Annotated in this window: 18 protein-coding genes; 10 read left to right on the forward strand and 8 right to left on the reverse strand. The window is 62.3% G+C overall.

Going from position 1 to position 25,345, the window contains the following annotated elements; all coding sequences use genetic code 11:
* The first annotated feature begins 194 nt into the window (after positions 1–194).
* From GY725_12560 to GY725_12570, 3 genes are read left to right on the forward strand one after another with little or no spacing between them, the layout of a single operon-like run.
* The gene (locus GY725_12560) at positions 195–2,057 is read left to right on the forward strand and encodes a thiamine pyrophosphate-binding protein (GenBank protein MCP4005017.1); all 1,863 of its coding nucleotides are present in this window, start codon (positions 195–197) and stop codon (positions 2,055–2,057) included.
* A 27-nt stretch (positions 2,058–2,084) separates the two neighbouring features.
* On the forward strand, positions 2,085–3,521 hold the full coding sequence (locus tag GY725_12565) for an NAD-dependent succinate-semialdehyde dehydrogenase (GenBank protein ID MCP4005018.1): 1,437 nt from the start codon (positions 2,085–2,087) through the stop codon (positions 3,519–3,521).
* Position 3,522: 1 nt separating this feature from the next.
* Positions 3,523–5,244, forward strand: a complete 1,722-nt coding sequence (locus tag GY725_12570) for a dihydroxy-acid dehydratase (GenBank protein ID MCP4005019.1) — start codon at positions 3,523–3,525, stop codon at positions 5,242–5,244.
* Positions 5,245–5,330: 86 nt separating this feature from the next.
* Here GY725_12570 and GY725_12575 read toward each other — a convergent pair whose 3' ends face one another.
* Positions 5,331–5,642, reverse strand: a complete 312-nt coding sequence (locus tag GY725_12575) for a hypothetical protein (GenBank protein MCP4005020.1) — start codon at positions 5,640–5,642, stop codon at positions 5,331–5,333.
* Between the two features lie 104 nt (positions 5,643–5,746).
* The gene (locus tag GY725_12580; protein MCP4005021.1) at positions 5,747–7,390 is read right to left on the reverse strand and encodes a glycosyltransferase; all 1,644 of its coding nucleotides are present in this window, start codon (positions 7,388–7,390) and stop codon (positions 5,747–5,749) included.
* Positions 7,391–7,622: 232 nt separating this feature from the next.
* Between GY725_12580 and GY725_12585 the strand changes: the two genes are divergently transcribed.
* Both GY725_12585 and GY725_12590 read left to right on the forward strand, forming a co-directional pair.
* On the forward strand, positions 7,623–9,110 hold the full coding sequence (locus GY725_12585) for a glutamate--cysteine ligase (protein MCP4005022.1): 1,488 nt from the start codon (positions 7,623–7,625) through the stop codon (positions 9,108–9,110).
* On the forward strand, positions 9,092–10,111 hold the full coding sequence (locus GY725_12590; protein MCP4005023.1) for a hypothetical protein: 1,020 nt from the start codon (positions 9,092–9,094) through the stop codon (positions 10,109–10,111). The genes GY725_12585 and GY725_12590 overlap by 19 nt, the downstream gene beginning before the upstream one ends.
* A gap of 1 nt (position 10,112) precedes the next feature.
* Here GY725_12590 and cpaF read toward each other — a convergent pair whose 3' ends face one another.
* Positions 10,113–11,804, reverse strand: a complete 1,692-nt coding sequence (gene cpaF / locus GY725_12595; GenBank protein MCP4005024.1) for a Flp pilus assembly complex ATPase component — start codon at positions 11,802–11,804, stop codon at positions 10,113–10,115.
* 172 nt (positions 11,805–11,976) lie between these two features.
* Here cpaF and GY725_12600 point away from each other — a divergent pair, with 172 nt between their 5' ends.
* Positions 11,977–12,936 carry an enoyl-[acyl-carrier-protein] reductase FabK gene (locus GY725_12600; GenBank protein MCP4005025.1) on the forward strand — a complete coding sequence of 320 codons (960 nt, stop codon included), beginning with the start codon at positions 11,977–11,979 and terminating at the stop codon, positions 12,934–12,936.
* A 23-nt stretch (positions 12,937–12,959) separates the two neighbouring features.
* Here the strand turns inward: GY725_12600 and GY725_12605 are convergent, their stop codons facing one another.
* On the reverse strand, positions 12,960–13,568 hold the full coding sequence (locus GY725_12605) for a TetR/AcrR family transcriptional regulator (protein MCP4005026.1): 609 nt from the start codon (positions 13,566–13,568) through the stop codon (positions 12,960–12,962).
* Positions 13,569–13,803: 235 nt separating this feature from the next.
* Between GY725_12605 and GY725_12610 the strand changes: the two genes are divergently transcribed.
* Positions 13,804–14,478 (forward strand): sterol desaturase family protein, encoded by a 675-nt coding sequence (locus tag GY725_12610; protein ID MCP4005027.1) that lies wholly within the window; start codon positions 13,804–13,806, stop codon positions 14,476–14,478.
* A 33-nt stretch (positions 14,479–14,511) separates the two neighbouring features.
* Here the strand turns inward: GY725_12610 and GY725_12615 are convergent, their stop codons facing one another.
* From GY725_12615 to norR, 3 genes are read right to left on the reverse strand one after another with little or no spacing between them, the layout of a single operon-like run.
* Positions 14,512–15,270 (reverse strand): enoyl-CoA hydratase/isomerase family protein, encoded by a 759-nt coding sequence (locus GY725_12615; GenBank protein ID MCP4005028.1) that lies wholly within the window; start codon positions 15,268–15,270, stop codon positions 14,512–14,514.
* Between the two features lie 14 nt (positions 15,271–15,284).
* Positions 15,285–15,617: a hypothetical protein gene (locus tag GY725_12620; protein MCP4005029.1), complete on the reverse strand. Its 333-nt coding sequence runs from the start codon at positions 15,615–15,617 to the stop codon at positions 15,285–15,287.
* A 12-nt stretch (positions 15,618–15,629) separates the two neighbouring features.
* Positions 15,630–17,264 (reverse strand): nitric oxide reductase transcriptional regulator NorR, encoded by a 1,635-nt coding sequence (gene norR / locus GY725_12625; protein ID MCP4005030.1) that lies wholly within the window; start codon positions 17,262–17,264, stop codon positions 15,630–15,632.
* 160 nt (positions 17,265–17,424) lie between these two features.
* Here norR and GY725_12630 point away from each other — a divergent pair, with 160 nt between their 5' ends.
* From GY725_12630 to GY725_12640, 3 genes are read left to right on the forward strand one after another with little or no spacing between them, the layout of a single operon-like run.
* The gene (locus GY725_12630; GenBank protein ID MCP4005031.1) at positions 17,425–19,776 is read left to right on the forward strand and encodes a nitric-oxide reductase large subunit; all 2,352 of its coding nucleotides are present in this window, start codon (positions 17,425–17,427) and stop codon (positions 19,774–19,776) included.
* Between the two features lie 34 nt (positions 19,777–19,810).
* Entirely contained in the window at positions 19,811–23,272 is a 3,462-nt protein-coding gene (locus GY725_12635; GenBank protein MCP4005032.1) for an aminotransferase class V-fold PLP-dependent enzyme, read from the forward strand.
* A 9-nt stretch (positions 23,273–23,281) separates the two neighbouring features.
* On the forward strand, positions 23,282–24,799 hold the full coding sequence (locus tag GY725_12640) for an arylsulfatase (GenBank protein ID MCP4005033.1): 1,518 nt from the start codon (positions 23,282–23,284) through the stop codon (positions 24,797–24,799).
* Between the two features lie 27 nt (positions 24,800–24,826).
* Here GY725_12640 and GY725_12645 read toward each other — a convergent pair whose 3' ends face one another.
* Positions 24,827–25,327 (reverse strand): CBS domain-containing protein, encoded by a 501-nt coding sequence (locus GY725_12645; GenBank protein ID MCP4005034.1) that lies wholly within the window; start codon positions 25,325–25,327, stop codon positions 24,827–24,829.
* Between the last annotated feature and the right edge of the window lie 18 nt (positions 25,328–25,345).

Here is a 25,345-nt window from a genome sequence, read left to right on the forward strand (position 1 = left end):
ACGCAGGCCTTGGAGCAGGACATTCGTACCTATCTCGACAGGCACAACGCAGCGCCAAAGCCGTTCATCTGGACCAAGAGCGCCGAGCAGATCCTCGACAGCATCCGTCGCTTCTGTTCCCGAGTCCTCCAGGTCCACGCCCGGAAGCATTAGAGATGGAACTTCTGAAACAGGACACTAGAGTTCGCGTGATCATGGAAGCACGAGCCCGTTCCATTCGAACTCACGGTAGCTTCGAAGCAGCCCTGGCGGCCTCGGCGCTGCCCGACCGCGCGGATGTGTCCGTCGTCGAAGCGCTGTTCCTGGGTCTGTTGCGCCAGGGGGTCACGAAATACCTCGGGATCCTCGGCCACGGCAATACCGCCTTTGCAGAGGTGCTGCGCGTATACCAGGAGCAGGGCGTCGTGCGCCTGTTCCAGTTCCGCAACGAGGTCGCGATGGCTCACGCCGCCACGGCGCTGCGCTGGCATTACGGCGAGACGCCGGCGCTGCTCACCTCCATCGGGCCCGGCGCGTTGCAAGCGCTGGCCGGTTCGCTCACCGCCGCCTCCAACGGCGTCGGCGTCTGGCACATCTACGGTGACGAGACGACGCACGGGGAGGGCTACAACATGCAGCAGATCCCCAAGCGCGAACAGCATCTGTTTGGCCGTCTCACGGGAGTGATGGGGGAGTCCTTCAGCCTCTACGATGGCGGGTCGATTCGCGAGTGCCTGCGGCGCGGTGCTGCGCGCGTCGGCCACCCCTTCCGTCCCGGTCCCTTCTACGTGCAGCTTCCCTTGAACGTGCAGCCCCAGCGAATTCCCGATTTCAATCTGGCGGCATTGCCCGTATGCCCCGAGCCCGATCGCATCGCTCCCAGTGATCGCGAAACCTACGGGGCCGCGCTGGAACTGATCCGCCGACACCGGCGTATCGTGGTGAAACTGGGCGGCGGCGCGCGGGCATTTCCCCGGGCGATCGACTCGCTACTGGAGGCGACCGGTGCGGTCGCCGCCCTGTCCCCGGGTGCGCTCGGGGTCTTGCCAGATGCCCATCCGCGCAATATGCACGTCGGGGGTAGCAAGGGATCGCTCAGCGGAAATCATGCGATGGCCGGTGCCGATCTCGTGATCGTCGTCGGCTCCCGCGCGGTGTGCCAGGCAGATTGTTCCGGGACCGGCTTCGAAAACGCTCAGGCCGTGATCAACATCAATGGCGATCGCGACGATGCCAACCACTACAACCAGACCGTGGCTCTGGTGGGATCCATCGACGCCGTCATCGAAGGGCTATTGCGGGCCTTGGCCGAGGCCGGGGGGCGCGAGGCACCGGATGTGACACCCTGGCTCGAGGAGTGTTTCGAACAGAAGACACGCTGGCTCGAACTCCGCAAACAACGCTGCACCGCGCCTCCGATTCACGACGAAGTCTGGGGCAGAGCGGTTCTGACGCAGCCCGCGGCCATTGCACAAGTGGACGCTTTCGCGCGTCGGGTTTCGGCGGTCAAGTACTTCGACGCCGGTGACGTTCAGGCAAACGGCTTCCAGATTGTTGCGGACGATCGACCCGACGAAACGTTCACCGACACGGGTGCTTCGTACATGGGCTTCGCAGCCAGCGCATTGCTCGCCTCGGCGATGGCCGATCGCGCCCGTTACAGCATTGCGATCGTGGGAGACGGTTCCTTCATGATGAATCCCCAGATTCTGATCGACGCGGTCGAGCACGGTCTTCGGGCGGCCATCGTCCTACTGGACAATCGGCGCATGGCAGCCATTTCCGGCCTGCAGATCGATCAATACGGCCGCGACTTCGCTACCTGCGACAGCGTGGAGGTCGACTATGCAGCGATGGCCGCATCCGTGACCGGGGTAAAAGGGTTATTCGCAGGCTACGACGCACAAGGACTTGGCGCCGCGCTCGAAACGGCCCACGATCATATGGGTCTCTCGCTGATTCACGTTCCCGTCTACTGGGGCGACGATCCGCGTGGCGGTATGGGAGTGTACGGGCGCTGGAACGTGGGAGACTGGTGCGAAGACGTGCAACGGCGCTATCACTCACAGACGCTGTAGCGCCGCGGGAGAGAGCGAGGCAACGAGATGGATCGAGAACAGGGACTCTTCATCGCAGGCAAGTTCTGCGCTGCAGCCGAAGGCGCCAGCCTGCCAGTGCTGGATCCCGCCACGGAAGAGGAGATTGGATCGGTCGCGGTTGCGACCCCTGCCGATCTCGACGCGGCCCTGGCCGCTGCCGAGCAGGGTTTTGATATCTGGTGCCGGGTGCCTGCGCTCGAGCGCAGCGCCTGTCTGCGCCGTATTGCCGCGGGTATTCGCGACGATGTCGATCAGATCGCCCGCCAGATCACGCTCGAAGTGGGCAAACCCCTGGCGGAGGCGCGAGCCGAGGTCAACGCGGCAGCTGACCAGTTTGACTGGAACGCGGAAGAGGCGCGGCGCATCTACGGACAGGTGATTGGCGGTCGGGATGCCTCCGCTCGCTACGAGGTGCGCTGGGCACCGCTGGGCGTAGTGGCGGCTTTCACTGCCTGGAACTTCCCAATACTGTTGGCGGCCCGAAAACTCTCCGCAGCCCTGGCCGCCGGATGTAGTGTGGTCCTCAAGCCATCGGAAGAGGCGCCGGGAGGCGGCTACGCGATTGCGCGCATTGCGCACGCCGCCGGTCTACCGGCGGGCGTACTCAATGTGGTGACGGGGCAGCCCGCAGATATCTCGTCGCATCTTCTCTCGTCGTCGCAGGTGCGCAAGCTCACCTTCACGGGTTCGGTTCCGGTCGGCAAGCTGTTGATGCAACAGGCCGCCCAGGATCTCGCGAAAGTTTCCCTCGAGCTAGGCGGGCACGGACCGGTGTTGGTTCTGGAGGACGCCGATCCCGAAGCGGCCGCGCAGGCCTGCGCGCGAGCCAAGTACCGAAACGCCGGCCAGGTCTGTGTGAGTCCCAGCCGCATATTCGTGCATCGCTCCATCGCGGTTCCTTTCCGAAACGCCTTTGTGACCGTGGCCGATTCTCTGCGCGTGGGAAGCGGACTCGATCCCGAAGTGGAGATGGGACCGTTGGCCAATCCGCGACGCCTGGAGATGGCGCGCGTTCTGGTGGAAGACGCGCTCGCCAAGGGAGCGAAGCTTCTGGCCGGCGGAGGGCGACCCGCCAATCAGCCGCGGGGCTACTTCTTCTCCCCCACGGTACTCGCGGAAGTTCCGTCACAGGCGCGAATTCTGCACGAAGAGCCCTTCATTCCGGTGGCGCCGATCCTCGAGTTCGAGGATTTCGACGACGTACTGGAGCGCGCCAACTCGCTGCCCTTCGGCCTGGCGGCCTATGTCTTTACGAACGATCTGCGCGCCGCCGAGAGGGCTGCGGACGGACTCGAAGTCGGCATGGTGGGAATCAACGATTTCGCGCTGGCGGCCGCCGAAGCTCCCTTCGGTGGCATCAAGCAGAGCGGGATGGGTCGCGAGAGTGGTGCTCTGGGCATCCGCGAATTCCTCGAATCGAAAACCATCAAGACGGTCTTCTGAGGTGGGGAAGAAGATCGGGCTGGCGCAGAGCCTTACCAGCTACGGCGATGCCGACTTCGCACTCTACCTGCGTCGTTCGTTTGCGCGTTCGATGGGCTACTCGAGCCAGATGCTCGAGCGTCCGGTGATCGGCATTGCGGATACGGCGAGTGACCTCAACAGCTGCCACCGTCACTTTCCCGAACTCATCGAAGCGACTCGACGCGGCGTGCTGGCCGCCGGTGGTCTGCCGCTGAGGTTCCCGACGATCTCTCTGGGAGAGATCTTCCTGAGTCCCACGAGCATGTTGTTCCGCAATCAGATGGCGATGGACTGCGAGGAGATGATTCGCGCACAACCGATGGATGCCGTGGTGCTACTCGGGGGCTGTGACAAGACTGTTCCCGCGCAGTTGATGGGCGCGCTTTCCGCAGACCGTCCGGCAGTTCAGGTAGTGGCGGGTCCGATGCTCAGTTCGCTGTATCGCGGTGAACGCATCGGTGCGTGCACCGATTGCCGGCGTTTCTGGAGCCGCTATCGCGCCGGTGAGATCGATCAGAAGGAGATCGAACGCGTCGAGGAAGGACTGGTGACGACGGCCGGAACCTGTGCGGTGATGGGTACCGCGAGCAGCATGGCCATCATCGCCGAGACGCTGGGCATGATGCTGCCCGGTACGGCTGCGATTCCCGCCGTGCACGCGGACCGATTGCGTGCCGCCGAGGCTTCGGGCGCTCTCGCGGTTGAACTGACCCGAGTCGGACGTACACCCCGGCAGATCATCACGGCCGAGGCCATCGAGAACGCGTTACGCGTATTGCTGGCCATCGGAGGTTCCACCAACGCCGTATTGCACCTGACTGCGATCGCGGGCCGGGCGGGAATCGATCTGGATCTGCGGGATCTGAATGCACTTTCGGACACGACGCCCGTTCTCGTCGATCTGAAACCCAGTGGCCAGCACTACATGGAAGGCTTCTTCGCGGCCGGTGGCGTCGGTGCGCTCTTGCGCGAACTTCGCCCGCTGCTCAACCTGGACTGCCTGACCCTTACCGGTGAGACCCTGGGCGAGCGCCTGCCCGATCGCGAGGCCTATGTCGACCACAAGATCATCCGCCCGCTTTCGGATCCCGTTCAGGAGCGCGGCGGCCTGGTCGCACTCTTCGGTTCGCTGGCACCGCGTGGTGCGCTGATGAAGCGCTCTGCTGCCGACCCGAAACTCCTCGAACACGAAGGCCGGGCCGTTGTCTTCAACTCGCTCGAAGATCTTTCCGAGCGCATCGATCTTCCCGACCTCGATGTCGAAGCGAATGACATCCTGGTGCTACAAAACGCCGGTCCCACCAGTCCCGATGCCATGCCCGAGGCCGGTTATCTGCCGATTCCCGCCAAACTCGCGCGTGCAGGGGTGCGCGATATGCTGCGCATCTCGGACGCGCGTATGAGCGGGACTGCGTACGGAAGTGTCGTGCTGCATGTGACGCCCGATGCGGCCAGCGGCGGTCCGCTGGGTGCCGTGCGAACTGGAGACCGCATCCGCGTGAGCGTGGCGGAGCGAAAGCTCGAGCTACTGGTTCCCGTGGAAGAACTGGCCCGCCGACCGCGAGCGAGTTTCGAGACGCCATCCCGAGGCTACGCCCGTCTGCATCGCGAACAGGTGCTACAGGCGGATCGAGGCTGCGACCTCGATTTCCTGCGTCACACTCCGGTGCACGGACCGAAGCTCAGGGAAGATGCGGACTGAACGGTCTGGGGAATTCCTCAGCCGGTCCACCGCACGCGGTGCCCCGAGCACGGGGCGCACCGCGTGCGGTGTAGTCCGGTCCGCGTTCAGGATCCGCGGACGATCGTGCAGAACTTGCCGATAACACCGAGGAGGTTCTCGGTGCGGTGATCGACGGATGCGATCTTGGTGATTCCGCCGTTCTTGGCCGCGGCCTGGATGCTGGCATCCCCGCGCGCGACCAACCCCAGAATCGACTCGGCGCAGGCCGTGCCTTCCTTCTTGCCCACGCTGGAGCCCGCATCGATCGGGCCCTTGACGTCTGTGAACAAGACACCGACGGCCGGGCTAGCGACCGCCATACAACCGGTCAGAAACATCAGTGCTGCGAATACTGTGAACGTGGCTCGTAGTTTCATCTCTCCCCCTGGAATTGGCTTTGTGCATGCGCGATAGCACGCGGGGATACAAGCAACGATAGTTGCTCGGCTTTTGCAACCCCCTCCCCACTCCAGGTGCGCAGCTACACTTCAGGGAGCCGAGCGGAAAATTCCGATCTCCCTGAATTTCGGACCGCCATATTGGCGCGAGCGCGGAGTGCGGCCGATTCCGCGGGCTTGAAGATCTTTCCGAAGGCGCGCGCGGCCCCGCACAGACTCGCGGGGTCGTCCGCTCCTCTGCGCAACGCCTCGGCGAACCACTCGGAGGCCAGCGGCCAGGAGCCCGACTCGGAGTAGGCGAAACCCAGACGAAGTGGAACTCCGAAACCGTCTCCTTCTCGCCAGGCGCGCACCCACCAGTCGGATCCGTTGAAGGGCATGAAACCGGCCTCGAAGCGGGAGGCATTGGGTTCGATGGCACCGAATCCTAGAGCGTGCAGCCAGTCGCCCATCGCGAGCCACAGTTCTGGCCCCGTGCCTCTCGCAAGCGCACGCTCAACGCGCGCTGCTTCATCGTGGGCTTCATCGCCTCGCTCCAGCGCGACTCGCAAGGTTCGACGGGCTAGTTCATCCTGCCCCACTCCCCAGAGAATATCGGCCAGCTGGCACAGGACCCGCGGCTCGGAAGGCAACTGCCCGGCCGCTTCACTGAGTTGCTGGAGCGCCGGTGCTGCTTCTCCGCAAAGTGCGGAAACGAGGCCGCGCAACCAGCGCGTTTCGTTAGTTCCGGCGCCCGCCGCTAGCGCGGTGTCGAGCCAGCTTGCCGCAAGAGCCAGGTGATTCCGCTCAGCCTGGGGCCAGCGTTGCGCAAAGTGAAACGCGGCCGCACCCGCGTGCGCGCAACGCCGCGGTACGTCGCGCGTCAGCTTTCGACCGATCAACGGGGCTGCGAGTTCGAGCAGCTTCTCGGCTCGTATTGCTCTCGTATGGGCCCGCAATATCTCCTGCCGCCCGTTCAAGGCGATGCGCTCACAGGCTTCGGGGTGGTCGAGTGCGTGGCGGACAGTGGGGAGTAGCGTTTCAGGAGTAAACGTGATCAGGTGTTCGCCGTCTTGAAACAACTGAGGCAAGCCATTCGCGGTGGCTTCGGTCAACAGTGGACGCCCAGAAGCCATCGCTTCGAAGACGCGGAAGTTCAATCCGTCAAAGAAGTACTCGTTTACCACGAGCTGGCAGCGTGCGTAGTGCTGCGCCGTTTCCGGCAGGGAGAGCCGATGTTCGATCTGCCCGGGTTCGGTGCCATCGCCAGCGATCGAGATATTCCAATGGCGATCGAGCAACTCCAGCATCGCCTGACGCCGCGGACGCTGGTCTATGACGCCGACGAAGCCCAGATCGAAATCATGCGGTCGCTTGAGTTCCGGAAACTCACTCTCGCGCACGCCGTAAGGCAGCCAGTGAGCGTGGATGCCCTCTTCGTTCAGGCGCCCGACGGAATTGAAGAAGTCGACGCATACCAGATCGAAGAGTTTGAGCCAGTGGCGCAACCAGAAGTGATTGAAGGCCGAGTCGTAGACGACTGCGACCAGTGGCCACGGGCACGCTGAAAGACCGTCGGGAAGCGGTCGCGGTCCAAACAGTTCGACGATCACCAGATCGGGTTCGAAACCCGCGGCGGCGACCGCTTCATTCAAGTGCCCCACACCGGGCGCAGCTTCGTACGTCTGGACTCCCAGCGCCCGGATCTCGGGGCCGACCATCGGGGAGTTCACGAGCAATGCCTTCACGGATCTTCACCTGATGGATTCGTCTGGATGCTAGGTTCTGGCCGGCGCAGGCTCCAGAAGAACCGGTCCGTCCGGTTCCGGATGTGCCGACCTCTGCCCTGCCAGTGACATCACCGCCACGCGTCGGGCAGTCCCCAAACGGTCGCGGATGCTCGCGCGTCCGGGCTGGAGGTGCCATCATAGGGGTGTTCATTCCGTCACCTGCCACAGGCAAACCGAGATCGACACCAGTATGGGTCTGCCGATTCAGCGCGAGAACTTCGAAGACGCAGACTACGCTGCTTTTTCCCAGCGGCTGTCCGAGAGCCTGGCTGTGCTCGAAGAACTTCTCGGACAGACCGGCTTTGGAGAAGGTGCGCATTCGCTCGGGGCGGAATTGGAGGTGTCGATCATCGACGCCGCGGCGCGCGCATTGCCATTGGAACGGCGCGAGTTTCCGTCGAGCCTCGACGAGCACATCAGTCTCGAATTGGATCGCTTCAATCTGGAGTACAACCTGGCACCGGTCGGTCTGACGGGTGCGCCTTTTTCTGCTCTGGGGAACCAGTTGGCGCTGGCCAGTCAGATCCTGGATCAGACCGCGGGGGAGCGGGGCGGGCGTGTGGCCGCCATCGGTATCCTTCCCACGCTTCAGCTAGCGGATCTGAAAGCGCACGCGATGACCGATCTGCCGCGCTATCGGGCCCTGGCCGCGGCATTGCGGCGCCTGCGCGCCGGACCGTTTCGAATCGATATCGATGGTCCCGAGCCGCTGACACACGAATGTGAATCCGTCGTACTCGAAGGGGCGGGAACATCGTTTCAGATTCATCTCCGCGTTCCCCCCGACAAGTTCGCCGACTTCTACAACGCAGCTCAGCTCAGCACGCCCATCGCGCTGGCAGTCTCGGCGAACTCGCCCATTTTTCTGGAACGGCGGCTCTGGCATGAGACGCGGATCGCGCTGTTCAAGCAGTCGATCGACAGTCGGCCCCGGGGCAACTCGGAGTGGACCTCCCCCGCTCGGGTTTCGTTCGGCCACGGCTGGTTGCGACGCGGTGCACAGGAACTCTTCGAAGAGGCGGTTGCGTTGTTTCCGCCGCTCTTGCCAGTCATGAGTGACGAGGATCCCCGAGAGGCATTGAAGCGCGGACAGCTGCCCGAACTCGAGGAACTCCGCCTCCACCAGGGAACTGTCTGGCGCTGGAATCGCGCGATTTTCGATCCCGGCAGCGGGGGTCATCTGCGCATCGAGTTGCGCGCGCTTCCCTCCGGGCCCACACCGCTCGACATGGCGGCCAATGCCGCATTCCTGGTCGGACTCATCTTCGGGTTGGCATCCGAGATCGATCACCTGACCACCCGGCTACCCTTTGCGCTGGCGGAGTACAGCTTCTATCGCGCAGCGCAGGATGGCCTCGATGCCGCGTTGCTCTGGCCATCGGAGGAGCCACCGGGACCGCGTGAAGTTCCGGCCGTGCAACTCGCGCAAGAGCTGCTCCCCGTCGCCGAAGCGGGCCTGGCGAAGGCGGGGATCGACAGCAGCGAAGCTTCCAAGATGCTGTCGATCATCGAAGCCCGGTTGCGCGCAAGACTCACTCCCGCCAGCTGGCAGCTCGATATTCTTTCGCAACTCGAAAAGCGCGTACCTCGGACCCAGGCCCTTGCACAGCTTCTCGAGATCTACCTGGCCAACGCACAGACGGGTTCGCCGATTCACGAGTGGGATTCAACGCCTTGATCCACCTGGAACTCGACGAGAAACGGCGTCGTGAGCTACCGGCTTCGCCCACCGCCTGGCTCGACACTTTGCCCGGCTCCGTTCACCTGTCGATTCCCGGTCGGGATCGAACACGCTCGCGCGCCTGGGTCACCCTTTTGCACGGCAACGAACCTTCGGGAACCCGTGGACTTCACGCCTGGCTCCTCTCTGGCTCGACCCCCGCCGTGGATTTGCACGCGTTTGTCGTTTCGATCGAAGCCGCGCGGCGCGACGGTCCATTCGGTCATCGCATGCTCCCGGGAGAACCCGATCTCAATCGTTGTTTTGGCAACCCGACAAAGAACGTGCTCGCGCTTGCGCTGCTTCGGGAGCTTCGCAGCCTCCGTCCCGAAGCCGTGGTGGATATCCACAATACCTCCGGACCCAGCCCCGCGTACGGGATCACGACCCGGACCGAGTCGCAGAACTTCGCACTGACGGCGCGATTCTCCGAACGTTTGATTCTCACCGATATTCGCCTGGACTCTTTGATGGAGGCCATCGAAGACGAATTTCCAATCGTGACCATCGAATGCGGCGGCGCAAACGATCCCGCTGCTCACCAGGTTGCGCTTGCGGGCCTGGAAGCCTTTGCGAGCGAACCGCATATCCTCGAGATCGGAAGTCGCACTTCCCCACAACTCCTGAAACACCCCGTCCGCGTGGAAATCCAGGAAGACGCGAGTCTGGCTTTTGGCGAGCACGCGCGGCCCGATACCGATCTCACTCTCAAGAGCGACATGGCTCGACACAATTTCGACCCGGTCGCTCCCGGCGAAGTACTGGGTTGGCTCGGGAATCGCGGACTCGCTGTTCTACGCGCCCAATCGACCGACGAGCGCGATCTGGTGCACGATCTGTTCAAGGCGCACTCCGACTGTCTGACAGTTGCCGTGCCGCTCGATCTCCTGATGGTCACCACCGATGAAGATGCGGCGAAGAGCGATTGCCTCTTCTACGCCGTTCCGCCCGGCGACTGAGCTAGTCCCAACTGTCGGGGGCGAGTTGCTCCAGCGGAATCGAGTGCGGAAGATCGTTGAAGCGAATCAGGCCCTGACTGACCAGTTCGAGAGCGTGGTCTCGCATGGGCTGTAGACCGGCTTTCGTCGCAGCTGTGCGGATCTCGTCCAGCGGAAGATGGTGAGAGATGGCGACGCGTAGATCGCGCGAAGTGGGCAGGTACTCGGCGACCGCGATGCGCCCCATGGAGCCGCGTTGGCGGCAGTGCTGGCAACCCGTGCCGTGCTCCAGGCGAAGATCGGCGGGCGCAGTCGTCGGAAATACCGTCGACAAGAGATCGGGATCCGCGGATTCTTGCTCCCTGCAGTTTGGGCAGATGCGCTTTACCAGGCGCTGGGAGAAGACGGCTAGGAGTTCGGCGGCGATCGAATTCGGATGCATTCCGAGATCGTACAGTCGCTGAACCGCATCCACGCTGTCACTCGCGTGAAGCGTCGAGAGAACGAGGTGTCCGGTCTGCGACGCCCGCAGGGCTTCCAGAGCGGTTTCTGTATCGCGAATCTCACCGACGAAGATCACATCGGGATCATGGCGAACGAAAGAGCGAACGGAGTCGGCAAAGCCGTAGCCGATTCCGGCGTTCACCTGGGTTTGGTGAACGTTTTCGATTCTGTATTCGATCGGATCCTCTACGGTCAGCACCTTGCGGCTGATCTGGTGTGCCAGGTGCTGGAGGCCGGCGTAGAGAGTCGTACTCTTGCCACAACCCGTCGGGCCCACGACGAGCACCAGGCCCGAGGGGTTCTGCAGGGTTCGTCGATAGATCGCTTCCAGCTCGGTCGACCAGCCCAGAGATCGGATCGAGAATAGCTCCCGATCCTGAGGCAGCAGACGGATGGCAACTCCTTCGCCGTCGAGCGAGGGCAGGATCTGCACACGCAAGTCGAAGCTCTGTCCTCCGATCTGCGTCGCCGTGCGTCCACCCTGCGGTAGGCGGCGTTCGGTGATGTCGAGCCGGGCCCGCACTTTCAAGACGTTGACGATGGCGAGAGCGTCGCTGGGGGTCAGTGCGTAGTGGTCCACGTCGTGAAGATCGCCGTCGATCCGGAGACGCAATCGCACGCGGTCTCCGTGGCGTTCCAGGTGGATGTCACTCGCCCGGCTGCCAGCGGCGTCGAGTAAAAGGGCGTCCAGGATCGCCGCATGTCGTGCCTCGAGCAGTACATCCTCGCCCAGGAGGTCGACGTCTTGATCGCGGGTGTCGGGACACGGAAGCCCTGAGAGCTGTCCGAGTTCGACCGCCCAGCGCAGGCGCCGGAAGTCCACTGGCGTAACCAGACAGAGTTCGACCCGTTCGACATCGAAGGAATCGATCAGGTCGAGAACTCGCGGTTCCGGATCCGGACTTGCGACCAGGAGTACGTCCGCAACGCGCGCAATGGGCAGGACCCGTTTCCGTTCTTGAAAGCGCGAAGGGACGGATCGTGCGACCGCGGCGTCGAGTTTTTCAAAGAGTTCGTCCGCATCGTAGAGGTGCAGACCGTAAACCTGTGCAACCAGGCGGTAGAGTTCGGGCGGATCGAGTTGACCATCACTGGCCAACACCTCGCCGATGCTGCATTTCCGCCTTGTCGCTTCGTCCTCTGCAGCAGCGAGTTCGCTTTCCTTCCACGCGTGTTCCGCGAGAAGTCGTTCACGCAATTGGTCGATCATCGTGCTCCCTCTACTCTTCCCCTTCCTCTCCTATCGGTTGAATCGCGTCTGCGCAGTAGGCCAATCCTGTCTCGAATCGTCCAAACTCGCTCGACCTGACGGCCGCAAGCTCCGTCCCCAGTTTTGCTTTGAACTGTCTTATCCTGGCAGCGAACCCCGAGAAGGAGCCCCCATGACCGGAATTCGCACACCTCTGACCGAACTTCTGGGTATCGAACACCCCGTCTGCCTGGGGCCGATGGGATTGATCTCCACGCCGCCGATGGTGGCAGCTGTTTCTGAAGCGGGTGGCATCGGCATCATGGGTACGGCCATGCTCGATTCCGAGAAATTGCGCGAAGCGATCCGCCAGACTCGCGCGCTCACCGACAAGCCCTTCGGCATCAGCCTCATGGCGGCCATGCCCACCTCGGCAGATCTTGCGAAGGTGGCGATCGAGGAGCGATTGCCTTTCGTGACGACGAGTGCGGGCTCGCCCAAGCGCCTGGCACCGGTTCTTCGCGACGCCGGAATCGAGAACTACCACGTGGTTCCGAACGTGGCGATGGCTCTCAAGGCCAAGGCCGCTGGTTGTTCGGGGATCATCGCCGAAGGTAGTGAGGGCGCTTCTTTCAAGAGTCCCGACGAGATCTCCACGCTGGTCCTGATTCCGCAGGTCGCTGACGCGACGGGTCTGCCGGTGATCGGCGCAGGAGGGATCGGGGATGGTCGTGGTCTGGCCGCTGCGCTCTGCCTCGGAGCGATTGGAGTCCAGATGGGCACGCGTTTCATCGCCACCGAGGAATCGCCCATCCACGAAAACTACAAACAGACACTCCTGCAACTGGCCGAGACCGATACTCTGATGGTCGGACGCAAGAGCGGTCCCTTGCGCGTGGCCCGCAACGCGTGCTCAAACGAGATGGCGGAGTTCGAGAAGACCACCGACGACGTCGCGCAGTTGAGGTCGACGATCGGCTACCACCGATTCCCCGAAGCCGCTCTCAAGGGAGAAGTGGACAAGGGACTGGTCGTGGCCGGTCAGGTCGTGGGCATGATCAAGGACATTCCCCCGGTGAAGCAGCTGATTTCGCGCATCGTCGCAGAAGCTGCCGAATCACTCGGGCGCAGCAGCGGGTTCGTCCGCGACTGACCGACGGCCGGGCCTGTGCAGCGTCAGTTTTCGTCGCGGAGTTCGCGGTTCAGCAGGCGTTTGAGAATATCGACGTCCCGCGCCAGTGAATCTGCGCTGTCGCCCGATAGGAGCAGAAGACTCGCCAGTCCGGAGAGCGTTGCCAGCGCGTAGCGCGCCATGAGTACGTGGTGCCTTCGCGAAACCGCTGCGTCGTGAAAGATCTCGAGCCAGGTTTCGTTCCACTCCTTTGCCAGGATGGCGGACCAGGTCGGCGTTTCCTTGTCTTCTTCCCGGGCGCGAAAGTGCAACAGGATCTCGTGGGTGGTCCGGTAGTCGGCACTGCAAAAGTGCTCCCACGCACGGTCGACGAAGAGCGACACTCGCTTGTCCAGGGAACCCTTTCGCGGGACGCTTTCGACCCGGCTCACGAAGCGATTGAAAGAGTCTTCGAGAACGGCGGTGAGCATGCCGTCTTTGCCCCCGAAGTGGTGCTGGACCGCGCCCCAGGTGACCCCGGCCCGACGGGCGATCTCGGCCGCGGTCGTACGTGTGAACCCGACCTCGACCACACTCTGGCTCACCGCTCCGAGGATCGCCGCGCGGGTCTCTGCGCTGCGCTCGGCGTGCGAGCGGGGCCTGGATTCCGGCATGGGAAGCTTGATTCGGCGCGTTGAGCCGGTCATCCGGCGAAATTACGCGATATTTGCATTGTGCACAATAGGTAAAATGGATTATGCTGGGCTTCGTCGAGGCGGTCGCGGGAAGGAGAGGCGGAAGCCAGATCCTCCAAGAGAGGCTTTCTCCCGTGTATTCGCTGCCTCGATGAGCGGACTCGCCGTAGCGCCGTCGCCTCTCCCGGCGCGCGAGCGGCCGTAGGAGATCGACATGGAACTCTTCATCATCCTGGTCGTCGGTTACACCGCTTCCTATGTCACGTTCGGCACGCTCAAACGCGTGTTCAAGACCGAGGCGATGAAGAGCTATGTCATCAGCGCCGATCCCGAACGAGGCGTCGACTCGGCCACTCTGCACCGCTCGGTAAAACTGAACTCGATGGTTTCGTCGGGCTTCATGATCGGGTGCTGTCTCGTCTTCTCCAGCTTCCTCATCTACACCTCCGAGGTAGCGCTCTGGCGCATACCGTTGGAGATCGCCGTCGTGATCGTCATCTACGACTTCATCTACTACGCAGTACACCGCTATCCGTTTCACGAGTGGAAGATGCTGCGCGAGGTTCACGCGGTTCACCACCAGACCCGACATCCGCGCGGAGTCGATAGCCTGCTCCTGCATCCGGCCGAGACTTGCATCGGCCTGGGCGCATTCCTGATCTCCGTTGCTCTCATCGGAGGGGTTCACTACCTCAGTTTTGCGGTGCTCTTCATCGGCTACACCACGCTCAACGTGATCAACCACGCCGGTTTGAATTTCCAGCGCTTTCCCCTTCGGATCATGGGATGGCTGGCCGTCAAGCACGACAAGCACCACCGCCGGGATTTCGCCGGGAACTACGCTTTCCTCACCACTATTCCCGACACACTCTTCGGCACGGCAGAGTAGGCGCGCAAGCCGCGTACAGACCGGTGGGTTGGACTAGCGGGGCGCCTTAAGCAGAGAGTCCGAGGCGTCGACGGACTTATCGCTCACCCATGAATCGAGCATGGGATCCGATTGCTCGGCATTGAGTATCTCGATCTCGGCCAGCGCTTTCGCCCGGAACTGCTGCTTGATGCGCGCGTAACCGTCGGCGGGCATGCTCGCCAGGTCTCGGGCGATCTCGATTCCGCGATCGAGTACTGCCTCGGGCGCCTGTAGTTCGTCCAGAAAACCGCGTGCCACGGCTTCATCCGGGCCGTAGTTCTTGGCGTAGAGCGTCGTGTAGCGCACGTCTGGCGGCGAGAGTTCGGCTTGAACGACCACTGCCGGCACCGCCGGAAACGGGATGCCAACCCGCGCTTCGGTAAGACCGAACTGATGGTTGCCCGTCGGTCCGATCCGATAGTCGGCAGTCAGGGCCAGGACAAAGGCGCCCGCGATCGCGTGGCCGTTCACGGCTGCGACGACGGGGAGCGGGCAGCCGTAGAGCGAACCGATCAAGCGGTTCAGGATCTCCAGGAATTCCCTCTGCTCTTCGGGCGAGTAGTTGGGGACGAGTCGAAGGTCGAGGCCGCCGGAGAAGAAGTTCCCGGTTCCCGTGATCACCAGAGCCTTCGGGTTCTTCTTCAGGACCTGGTCATAGGCCTTCGCGAAATTCCGCGCGAACCCGAGTGAGAATGCGTTGGCCGGCGGACGGTTCATGCGGACGATGTCGATGCCGTCTCGCTGCTCGAGAGAGAGATCCTCGAGTTTCACTTCTGATTCCCCTGCTAGATGGTCTGATAAATGTAGAAGAGCCGGGCGCTGGCCAGCACGAGCAGAACGAGTTTGATGAGGGCGCTGGCTCGGTCGGCCCGCTGAATCCCGTCCGCATCCGAACTTCCCAGCAATTTCCGTACGAAGAACGGGGTGAGGACCCATGCGATCGGATAGGCCACGATCACCTGATAGCCCATCTGTCGCACCGGATCGTACGCATCCTCATTCCCGGGATTGTTGATGATCCAGATGAGGATGGCGGGAATGCAGAGAGCGGCTGCAATCGCCGTTGTGATGGACACTAGTTTGAGGACCAACTCGACCTCCAGTTCAGATCCGGTCACCCCAATCCTACCTCAAGTCGGCTTCGAACTACTCCCTGTGCCGGTTTCTCGGTGCAAGCCCAGGCGTTTGGCCAATTGATGCAAATTGCTCCGTTGCATGCCCAGCGTTCGTGCGGCCGCAGCCCAGTTCCCCTCGCAGTGCTCGACGGCCGACCGGATCACCTCGCGCTGGAAGTCTTCCACGGCTTTGCGCAGCGACCGCTCTCCGAGCTGGGAGAACTCGAAAGGCCGTTCCGGGGGCGCACTGCTTCCGGCGCTACGCTCGCTGGCCCCGGTCTCTTGAAAACCCGGCGCGAGTAGAGCTCCCGGCTCGATGTTCCCGGCCTGGATGATGACGGAATCGCCGCGCGGGATGTGCGCGGAAGCGTGGAGTACCGCGCGCGTGATGGAGTTCTGGAGTTCGCGAACATTGCCCGGCCAGCCCAAGGAGGTCAGGCGATCGACTGCCGCGGGTTCCAGACGCACCGGCCCCAGTCCGAGTCTTCGACGGTCTTCGTCGCAGAAGGCACCGGCCAGCGCGGGGATGTCTTCGCGTCGTTGACGCAAGGGAGGCACTTCGATGCGATACACGTTCAAGCGGTGGAAGAGATCGGCCCGAAAACGACCGGCTTCGACTTCGACGGCCAGATCGCGATTGGTGGCGGCGACGATTCTCACGTCTACGTGCAAGCTGCGATCACTGCCCACACGCTGGATCTCGCCTTCCTGCAGCGCGCGCAAGAGCTTGGGCTGTAGGCCGAGGGGAAGCTCTCCGATCTCGTCCAGGAACAGCGTTCCTCCGTCGGCGACTTCGAATTTTCCGGCGCGCGTGCCTTCGGCACCTGTAAAGGCGCCGCGTACGTGACCGAAGAGTTCGCTCTCGGCCACCGTCTCCGGCAAGGCTGCGCAGTTCACGTAGATAAGCGGTTCTTCCGCACGAGTCGATCCAGCGTGTAGCGAACGCGCGACCAGTTCCTTGCCCACACCGGTTTCGCCTGCGATCAAGACCGTGAAGTCGGAGCGCGCCACCAGGGCGATCTCCTCGCGCAGGTGGGTCATCACCGGGCTGCTTCCGATCAGCAAACCGCCGCGCCTCTGGTGTGCTTCGCGCAGGAGATCGTGGGCCACCAGGCCGTGTCGGGCGGCCGTGTGTTCCAGGGTTTCGATCAGGTTGCTGGTGCGCATGGCGGCACCGGCCAACGCTCCCAACGCCGCGAGAAAACTCGGGTCGAAACGATCGAAGGCGTTGGCCTCCAGCGCGTCGATGCTGAGCACGCCGATGAGTTCGCCCTCGGCCCAGAGCGGACAGCCCAGGCAGGCGTGGATTTCGTTGAGTGCGTGCGGGTCACTCTCCAGCAGTCCGTCGAACGGATCGGGCAGGGGGCTGTCTGGCGGAAAGAGTCGCGGCGCCAACTCCTTGCAGATGATGTCGAGGCGCGGGTGATCCCGGCGCCGGAAACGTCGGCCCATAGCATCGGGAACCAGGCCGTGGGCCTCCAGCGGGATCAGTTCCTCACCGTCGAGGCGCATCAGCACGGCGGCATCGCAGGGCAGGACGCGGCGGATCGAAGCGACCAGGCGCCGGTAGCGGTCCTCGGCAGTCAGAGACGCATTCAAATCGAGGGCAATCGAGAGGAGTAGATCGAAAGGAGCTGTTGTCTGATTCATAACAAGTTATGAATATAGCAACGTTTCAGAAGTTATCAAAACAACAACGATTTCTGTAAGTAGTTGAAATATAAAGGTTTTGATCTTGGCCCGAGGATTGCTCTACGTCGGGGAGTCACTCCGTCAGCGAGGGACGCAAATCGAACTTGGAGCTTTTGACATGAAGACGGATCGACGACTCTGGATCGCCCTGGTCCTGGTGCTGATCGGCACCTTTTCAATCCTGGGTTTCTACGGGCGCGAGATCTACCGCCAGGCGCCCCCCATTCCCGATCGGGTCGTGACCGAATGGGGACGCGTGCTCATGACTCGCGACGACATCCTGACCGGTCAACAGGTCTGGCAGAGCATCGGCGGTCAGCAGGTCGGTTCCATCTGGGGACACGGCGCCTACCAGGCTCCCGACTGGTCGGCGGATTGGCTTCACCGCGAAGCGACGAAGCTGCTGCAGATCTGGAGCGCGCGCGATCACTTCATTGCGTTGTCCGAATTGTCTGCGCAGGATCGCGCCGCACTCGAGGCTCGCCTGCGCAGCGAGATGCGCAGCAATACCTACGACACTGAAACCGGAAGCGTCGTCGTGAGTGAGGATCGCGCGGCTGCGATGGCCGACACCGGTCTTCACTACAGCTCGTTGTTCGGTGGCGACCCGGCGCTGCGCGATCTGCGAGACGACTACGCGATGCTCGAGACCAGCGTGGTCGACTCGGAAAAGCTGCGCCAGCTCAACGCGTTCTTCTTCTGGACCTCGTGGGCCTGTACGACTGAACGACCCGGCCTCGAAACCACCTATACCAATAACTGGCCTCACGAACCGCTGGTGGGGAATCGACCTTCCAGTGCCAACATCTTGTGGTCGTTGCTCAGCATCGCCGCCTTGCTGGCAGGCGCAGGCGGACTGGTCGCCTACCATGCGGCGCGTAGACACGACGAGAGCAGTGAAGAACGCGCACCACTCGAAGACCCCCTGGAGGGCCTCGAGCTCACACCGTCCATGCGCGCCACGGCCAAGTACTGCGGTCTGGTGATCCTGCTCTTCGTCGTGCAGGTTCTCCTGGGTGCGCTGACGGCTCACTACACGGTCGAAGGTCGAGAGTTCTTCGGTCTGCCTCTGGGCGAAATTCTGCCGTACTCCGTTACGCGGACCTGGCACCTACAGACGGCTCTGTTCTGGATTGCTACTGCGTTTCTGACGGCCGGGCTGTTTCTGGCGCCAGCGATCGGGGGACGGGAGCCGCGCCATCAACGCCTGGGCGTGAACGTGCTCTTCGGTGCGTTGTTAGTGGTCGTCGGTGGTTCGATGGCGGGGGAATGGCTCGCGGTACAGCAGTGGCTCGACCTCGATCTGAGCTTCTGGTTCGGGCATCAAGGCTATGAGTACGTCGAACTGGGTCGCGTATGGCAGATCGGCCTTTTCGTCGGACTGATGCTCTGGCTGGTATTGATGTTGCGTGCACTCTGGCCAGCGCTCGTCCGCCAGACGGAGCACCGACAGATCACTCTTCTGTTCGCGGGTTCGGCCGCCGCCATCGGACTCTTCTACGGTGCGGGTTTCTTCTACGGTGCGCGCACACATCTGACCGTGATGGAGTACTGGCGTTGGTGGGTAGTCCATCTCTGGGTCGAAGGTTTCATGGAAGTCTTTGCCACGGCAGCCATAGCCATCCTGTTTTCCAGGCTGGGTTTGATCGGAGCTCGCAGTGCCGCACGCGCCGTGTTGTTTTCGACTAGCATCTTCCTCGTGGGTGGTATCCCCGGAACTTTCCATCACCTGTACTTCAGCGGCACGCCCATCACCATCATGGCCATCGGCGCCTGTTTCAGCGCTCTCGAGGTGGTTCCCCTGGTGATGGTGGGTTTTGAGGCATTGGAAACCCTGCGCTCGCAAGAGCGCGCGAGTTGGATGGAGCGCTATCGCTGGCCCATCCGTTTCTTCGTGGGCGTCAGTTTCTGGAATCTGATCGGTGCCGGGGTGTTCGGCTTCCTGATCAATCCGCCGATCGCGCTCTACTACATGCAGGGACTCAACACCACACCAGTTCACGCACATACCGCCCTTTTCGGCGTCTATGGCCTGCTCGCCCTGGGGCTGGTACTGGTCGTGCTGCGCCGCCTGATGCCCGTAGGTGAGTGGCGCGAGGGACCTCTGGCCTTCGCCTTCTGGAGCATGAACATCGGACTCGGGCTGATGGTGTGCCTGAGTCTGCTGCCGATCGGATTGATTCAGACATACGCTTCGATCGAAACCGGTCTGTGGTTCGCGCGCAGCGCGGAATTCATGCAGCAACCATTCATCCAGAACCTGCGCTGGATGCGCATGCTGGGCGACACGGTCTTCCTGGCCGGTGTAGGTAGTCTGGCGTGGTTCGTTCTGGGGTTGCGCACGGGCTGGTCCTATCAGCCGGGCTCCCGCCAGGTGCAGACGAAACCCGAGAACCGGGCCGGCATCTCAGCTGAACCGATCTGGGTATACTCGGGCGTACAACCGGCCCGCGTTCAACCCTCTAAATGACCGTGCGGAGAGAGTCGCAGTTTTGCACCAACCCATCGCCAAGAAGACGGCCTCGTCCTCCGCCAGCGAAGGAAGCGGGGCGGCGACCTGGCAGCGCGGAATCTGCGGCATCTGTCCGGCGGGGTGCTGGGTAGAGTTGGCTCTAGAAAAGGGTCGGATCGTCGATATTCGCCCCGATGAGAGCAGTCCCCTCGGCATGATCTGTCGACGGGGCGAACACGCCTCCGAGATTGTCTACTCGGAGCACCGACTCCAGTACCCCCAGGTGCGCAGCGGATCCGGACCGGGAGCGCCTTTGGAGAGGACCAGCTGGGATCACGCCTACGAGGTGATCGCCGAGAATCTCGAGCGCATCAAACGAGAATCGGGACCGGAAGCCGTCGGAATCTACACGGGGCGCGGCTCCTTCGAACACTCGCTGTGCGACATGTTTCAGCCCGAAGGGGTCGCCGTCAGTTCCGCTTCCAGTGTGCTTTTTCCGTTCGGATCACCCAATACGATGGGTGTCGGCGCTATCTGTTATGTCTCGTTTGCGATGATGGCGCCCCATCTGACCATGGGCCGCATGCTGGTCAATACGTTTTCCGACATCGAGAACGCGGAACTGCTCGTGGTCTGGGGGGCGAATCCGGCCACCGACTCGCCCCCACTCGATATGCGGCGACTCGAAGCGGCCGTCCAGCGCGGAGCCGAAGTCGTCGTCATCGATCCTCGGCGAAGCGAAACGGCTCGGCGTTGCGACGCCCAGTGGATCCCCATCCGACCTGGAACCGACGGCGCACTGGCGCTGAGCCTGATCAGCGTGATGATCGACGAAGAACTCCTCGACGAAGATTTCGCCGAGGACTGGTGTAGCGGCTTCGACGAACTCGAGACTTACGTTCAGCATTTCTCGCCGGAGGTTGCTGCGAGCATCACGAGTGTGCCCGCCGAGGAGATTCGCAAGCTCGCCCGTCGGATTGCGCAGGCCGGTTCCGCCTGTCCCGTCATGTATTCCGGATTGGAGTATTCCAATAGTGGCTTGCAGGCGATTCGAGCCGTGCTCACGGTGTTTGCTCTTGCGGGCCATCTAGATGTTCCCGGTGGAATCGGTCTGGCGATGGCGGACACGCATTTCCCCATCAATCGCTCGACCAATCTGCCCAATCCCGACTTCGATCGGGCGATCGGTAGCGAGAAGTTCCCGCTCTACAGTCGCTACAGGCAGGAACCGCACGCCAATCAACTGATCCGCTCGATACTGGACGAGGAGCCCTACAAGATTCGAGGCTTGATCGTGCACGGGTCGTCGCTGCTGACTTCCTGGCCTCAGACGTCGCTGTGGCGCGAGGCGTTATCGAAGCTGGATTTCCTGGTCTGCATCGATCGCCAGATGACGGCCGATGCGGCCTACGCGGACGTCGTGCTTCCGGCGGCCACCATGTTCGAATGCGATTCGTACATGACGTACGGTCCGCTGTTCCGCCTGCGCGAAAAGATCATCGAACCGCTGGGCGAGAGCCGAAGCGACTATCACATCATGGCCGGACTGGCGGAGAGCCTGGGTTACGGACATCTCTATCCGCAGACCGAGAAGGAGATGATCCGCCATGTCCTGAAAGATTCGGGTTTCACTCTGAAGGATGTCCGCGCTGCGGGCGGATCGGTCAAGATCCAGTCTCCGCTCATGGAGTACCGCAAATGGGAGAAGGGCGGTCTGCGGGCGGATGGAAAACCCGGCTTCGAGACTCCGAGCGGAAAGTTCGAAATCGCCTCCAGCATCCTGGAAGACTACGGTTACGAACCGCTGCCCCGATACACCGAACCCGTGGAAGGGCCACTCGCTGCGCCCGAACTCGCGAAAGAGTTTCCTCTGGTGTTCAACTCCGGTGCGCGTCCGCAAACCGACTTTCGTTCGCAGCATCACGGGATCAAGGGATTGCTGGACGACCGTCCCGAACCGACCGTCGATCTTCATCCCGAAGATGCCGGGGATCGCGGCATCGAGGACGGCGATCTCGTCGAGGTGAAGACTCCCCGAGGAGCGGTTCCGTTTCGCGCCAGGGTGACGGAAGACCTCATCAAGGGCAGCATCGAGGCCAATCAGGGCGGCGGCGGGCCGGTGGGGCCGCGCGCATGGCAGGAATGGAACGTCAATGAACTGACGGATCACGCCAATATCGATCCGATCACCGGGTTCCCCGTCTACAAAGCCCTGCTCTGCGACGTGTTGAAGCTCGAGGATGGAACGGAGTTGACGCGTCGGCCGGTGACGGCAACGGCTCGGAGCGCGAATGCGGAAACGGTCCGGCGCACCGAGTCGACCCGACGCACCGAGTCGACCCGCCCGACAGGTCCGACGCGGCGCAGCTATCTCGACAATGCCGCGACGACTCCCGTGGCGGATTTGGTGCGGCAGGCGGTCTTCGAACATCTCGATTGCACCGGCGGCAACCCGTCGAGCATTCACGGACTGGGACGCGAAGCGCGCGAAGCCGTGGAGCAAGCTCGTCGGCAGGTGGCCAGACTGCTCAATGCGCGTCCGCGACGCGTGATCTTCACAGGGGGCGGCTCCGAAGCCAATAACATGGCGATCAAGGGCGTTGCTCTGACCCGACCCCGCGGAAGTCACATCATCACCTCGGCCGTGGAACATCCCGCCGTTCTTCAGTCCTGCGCGTTTCTGGAAAGATCCGGCTACTCGGTAACCCGGCTCGGCGTCGACGAGTTCGGACGGGTCGATCCGGCCCAGCTCAGAGATTCGCTTCGCGACGAGACGATTCTGGTATCGATCATGCTCGCGAATAACGAAGTCGGTACTATTCAGCCGATCGCGGAACTCTGCGCGCTCAGCCGCGCTGCCGGTACGGTGTTTCATTGCGATGCGGTACAGGCCGTAGGCAAGATCGCGGTCGACGTCGAGGATCTCGACGTCGATCTGCTTTCGATCAGCGCTCACAAGTTCCACGGTCCGAAGGGAGTCGGCGCGTTGTTCGTTCGCAGGGGAATCGAATTGGAACCCCTGGTTCACGGCGGCAAGCAGGAGCAACGGCTGCGGGCGGGAACGGAAAACGTTCCGGGAATCGTCGGCATGGGGGAAGCCGCGGCCCTGGCGCACGCCGACTTGAAGCACGCGGAGCGCATGAGAGGTCTACGCGATCGGCTCGAAGCGGGAATTCGCGATCTGGTTCCCGAAGCCGAACTCAATGGCCATCCCAGCTTCCGCGTTCCCGGCATCCTGAACCTGACTCTACCGGGCCTTCGCGGTGAATCGGTCGTGGTTGCGATGGACCAGCACGGCATATCCCTCTCTTCCGGTTCGGCCTGCAAGTCCGGCTCTCCGGATCCCACACACGTGCTCATCGCCATGGGCAAATCGGAAGCCGATGCCCATTGTTCGGTGAGACTGTCGCTTTCCCACGCCACGACCGATCGAGACATCGACGATACGATCGCAGCTCTGGGCCAGGTTCTCGAAGAGATGGCCAATACGGTACGCTTCCTGCCCTGCAAATAGGGAAGTACTGTGAGCAAGCCCGCGCGAAGACCCTTCCGGACTTCATTCCTCTGTCTGATGATCGCGATTGCGCCCGGCGTTCCGAGCCTTGCGAGCGCATCGTCTGGAAATGAACGGCCTCCCAATGTACTGCTGATCGTCGCCGACGATCTCGGCTGGAAGGACGTCGGTTACCACGACAGCGAGATCCGGACGCCGAACATCGATCGCATTGCGAGGCAAGGTCTCGAACTCGATCGCATGTACGTACAACCCGCTTGCAGTCCGACCCGAGCGGCCCTGATGACAGGCAAGTCGCCTCTGCGCCTCGGCGTGGTGCAACCGATCTCGAAGCACTCTCCCCACGGTCTTCCAATCGAAGAGACACTACTACCCGAGTACTTCCGCCGCGCGGGTTATCAAACACTCATGTCGGGCAAGTGGCATCTCGGTCATCACGAGAAGCGCTATCTGCCGCACAATCGCGGTTTCGATCAATACTATGGACACGTAACGGGCGGTATCGGTTACTGGGATCACAATCACGGCGGGCGTCACGACTGGCAGCGCAACGGCAAGACCGTTCGTGAGCAGGGTTATTCCACGACCCTCATCACCGATGAAGGCGTGCGCTTGCTCGAGCAGCGCGACCGGACGAAGCCGATATTCCTGTACGTCGCCTACAACGCACCGCATCTGCCAAACGAAGCTCCGGATGAAACGGTCGCAGAGTACTCCGAGATCGAAGATCCACTCCGGCGCATTCACGCCGCAATGGTCGATGAACTCGATACCTCGATCGGTCGCCTGCTATCTGCACTCGATGCCGAAGGCCTGCGCGAGAACACCATCATCTGGTTCGTGAGCGACAACGGGGGCCTCAATATCCACGCAAGCCCGGAGCCCATGGTCAATCTGGTCGCAAATCTGGTTTCAATATTCGGCCGGCCGCTTCCGGGATCGCTCGAGTTCCTGAGGCATAACATCCAGGATGGGGCGAGTGACAACGCGCCATTGCGCGGCGGAAAGATGTCGATTTTCGAGGGCGGCACCCGGGTTCCCGGCGCCATCTGGTGGCCCGGCCATCTCGAAGGTGGAAGTAGCGCGGCCTTCGTCAGCGCTTCCGACATTCTGCCCACACTGCTCGATGCTGCGGGTCTGGCCAATGGGATTCCCGAGGATCTCGACGGTGAGTCGCGCTGGGAAGTCCTTCGGGATCCCACGCAGAGCGAAGAGCATCCCGACTACGTTGCCACGTCCCCGGCCGGTACGGCTATCTACCGAGGTCCGTGGAAACTCGTCAAACCCAGTAGCCCGATGCCTTTCAGCGATCCGCCCGCCGCGCTCTATCGCATCTGGGATGACCCGACAGAAACGAACGACCTCGCAGCCGCTCACCCGGAACAGGTCGAGGAACTCGCCGCTGCACTGGAAGCCTGGCCGCGCGGTCCGTCGGTGCACGGCTCGATGCTCAAGGTCATCTGGGATCCCGATAGCTTCGGTGGCGAGGAACTGCACGAGCAACCCTGGGCGGAAGCGGCCAAGTAGCCCGGTGCCCAGCCGGATGACTCCCCATCAGACGGCTCGATAACGGCCCTCGGCAATCAGGCGAGTCAGATCCAGGCTCGTGAGAATGCCGACCAGACGACCTTCGTCGACGATCGGTAGGCGATGGAAGCCCGCGGTTGCCATCTGCTTGGCTGCGGCCTCGACGGTGTCGTCCGGCCGAGCGACGCAGACGTCTCGAATCATCACGTCCCTCACCTTCATACCTTCCAGACGCTCACCCACGCGGGATCCCACTTCCTTAGCCCAGTTCTTCTCGCTGAGGCTCTGCCCGTGTTCTCCGGCAACCTCCATGTTCTGGTCGGCGAGTTGTTCAGCGTAGGTGTGCTCATAACCCAGTGCTCGAACGATATCGGAGCGACAGGCTATTCCGATCAACTTTCCATCTTCGACGACCGGAAAACCTCCGATCCGGTTTTCGATCAAGCCACGCTCGAGCCCGAACACTGTCTCCGACGGAGATACGGTTATGGGTTTGCTCTGCATTACGTCTCTTACGAGAATGCTCATTGCGAACTCCTTCGGTCG

The organism is bacterium (genome assembly GCA_024226335.1).
Taxonomy (GTDB): Bacteria; Myxococcota_A; UBA9160; order SZUA-336; family SZUA-336; genus JAAELY01.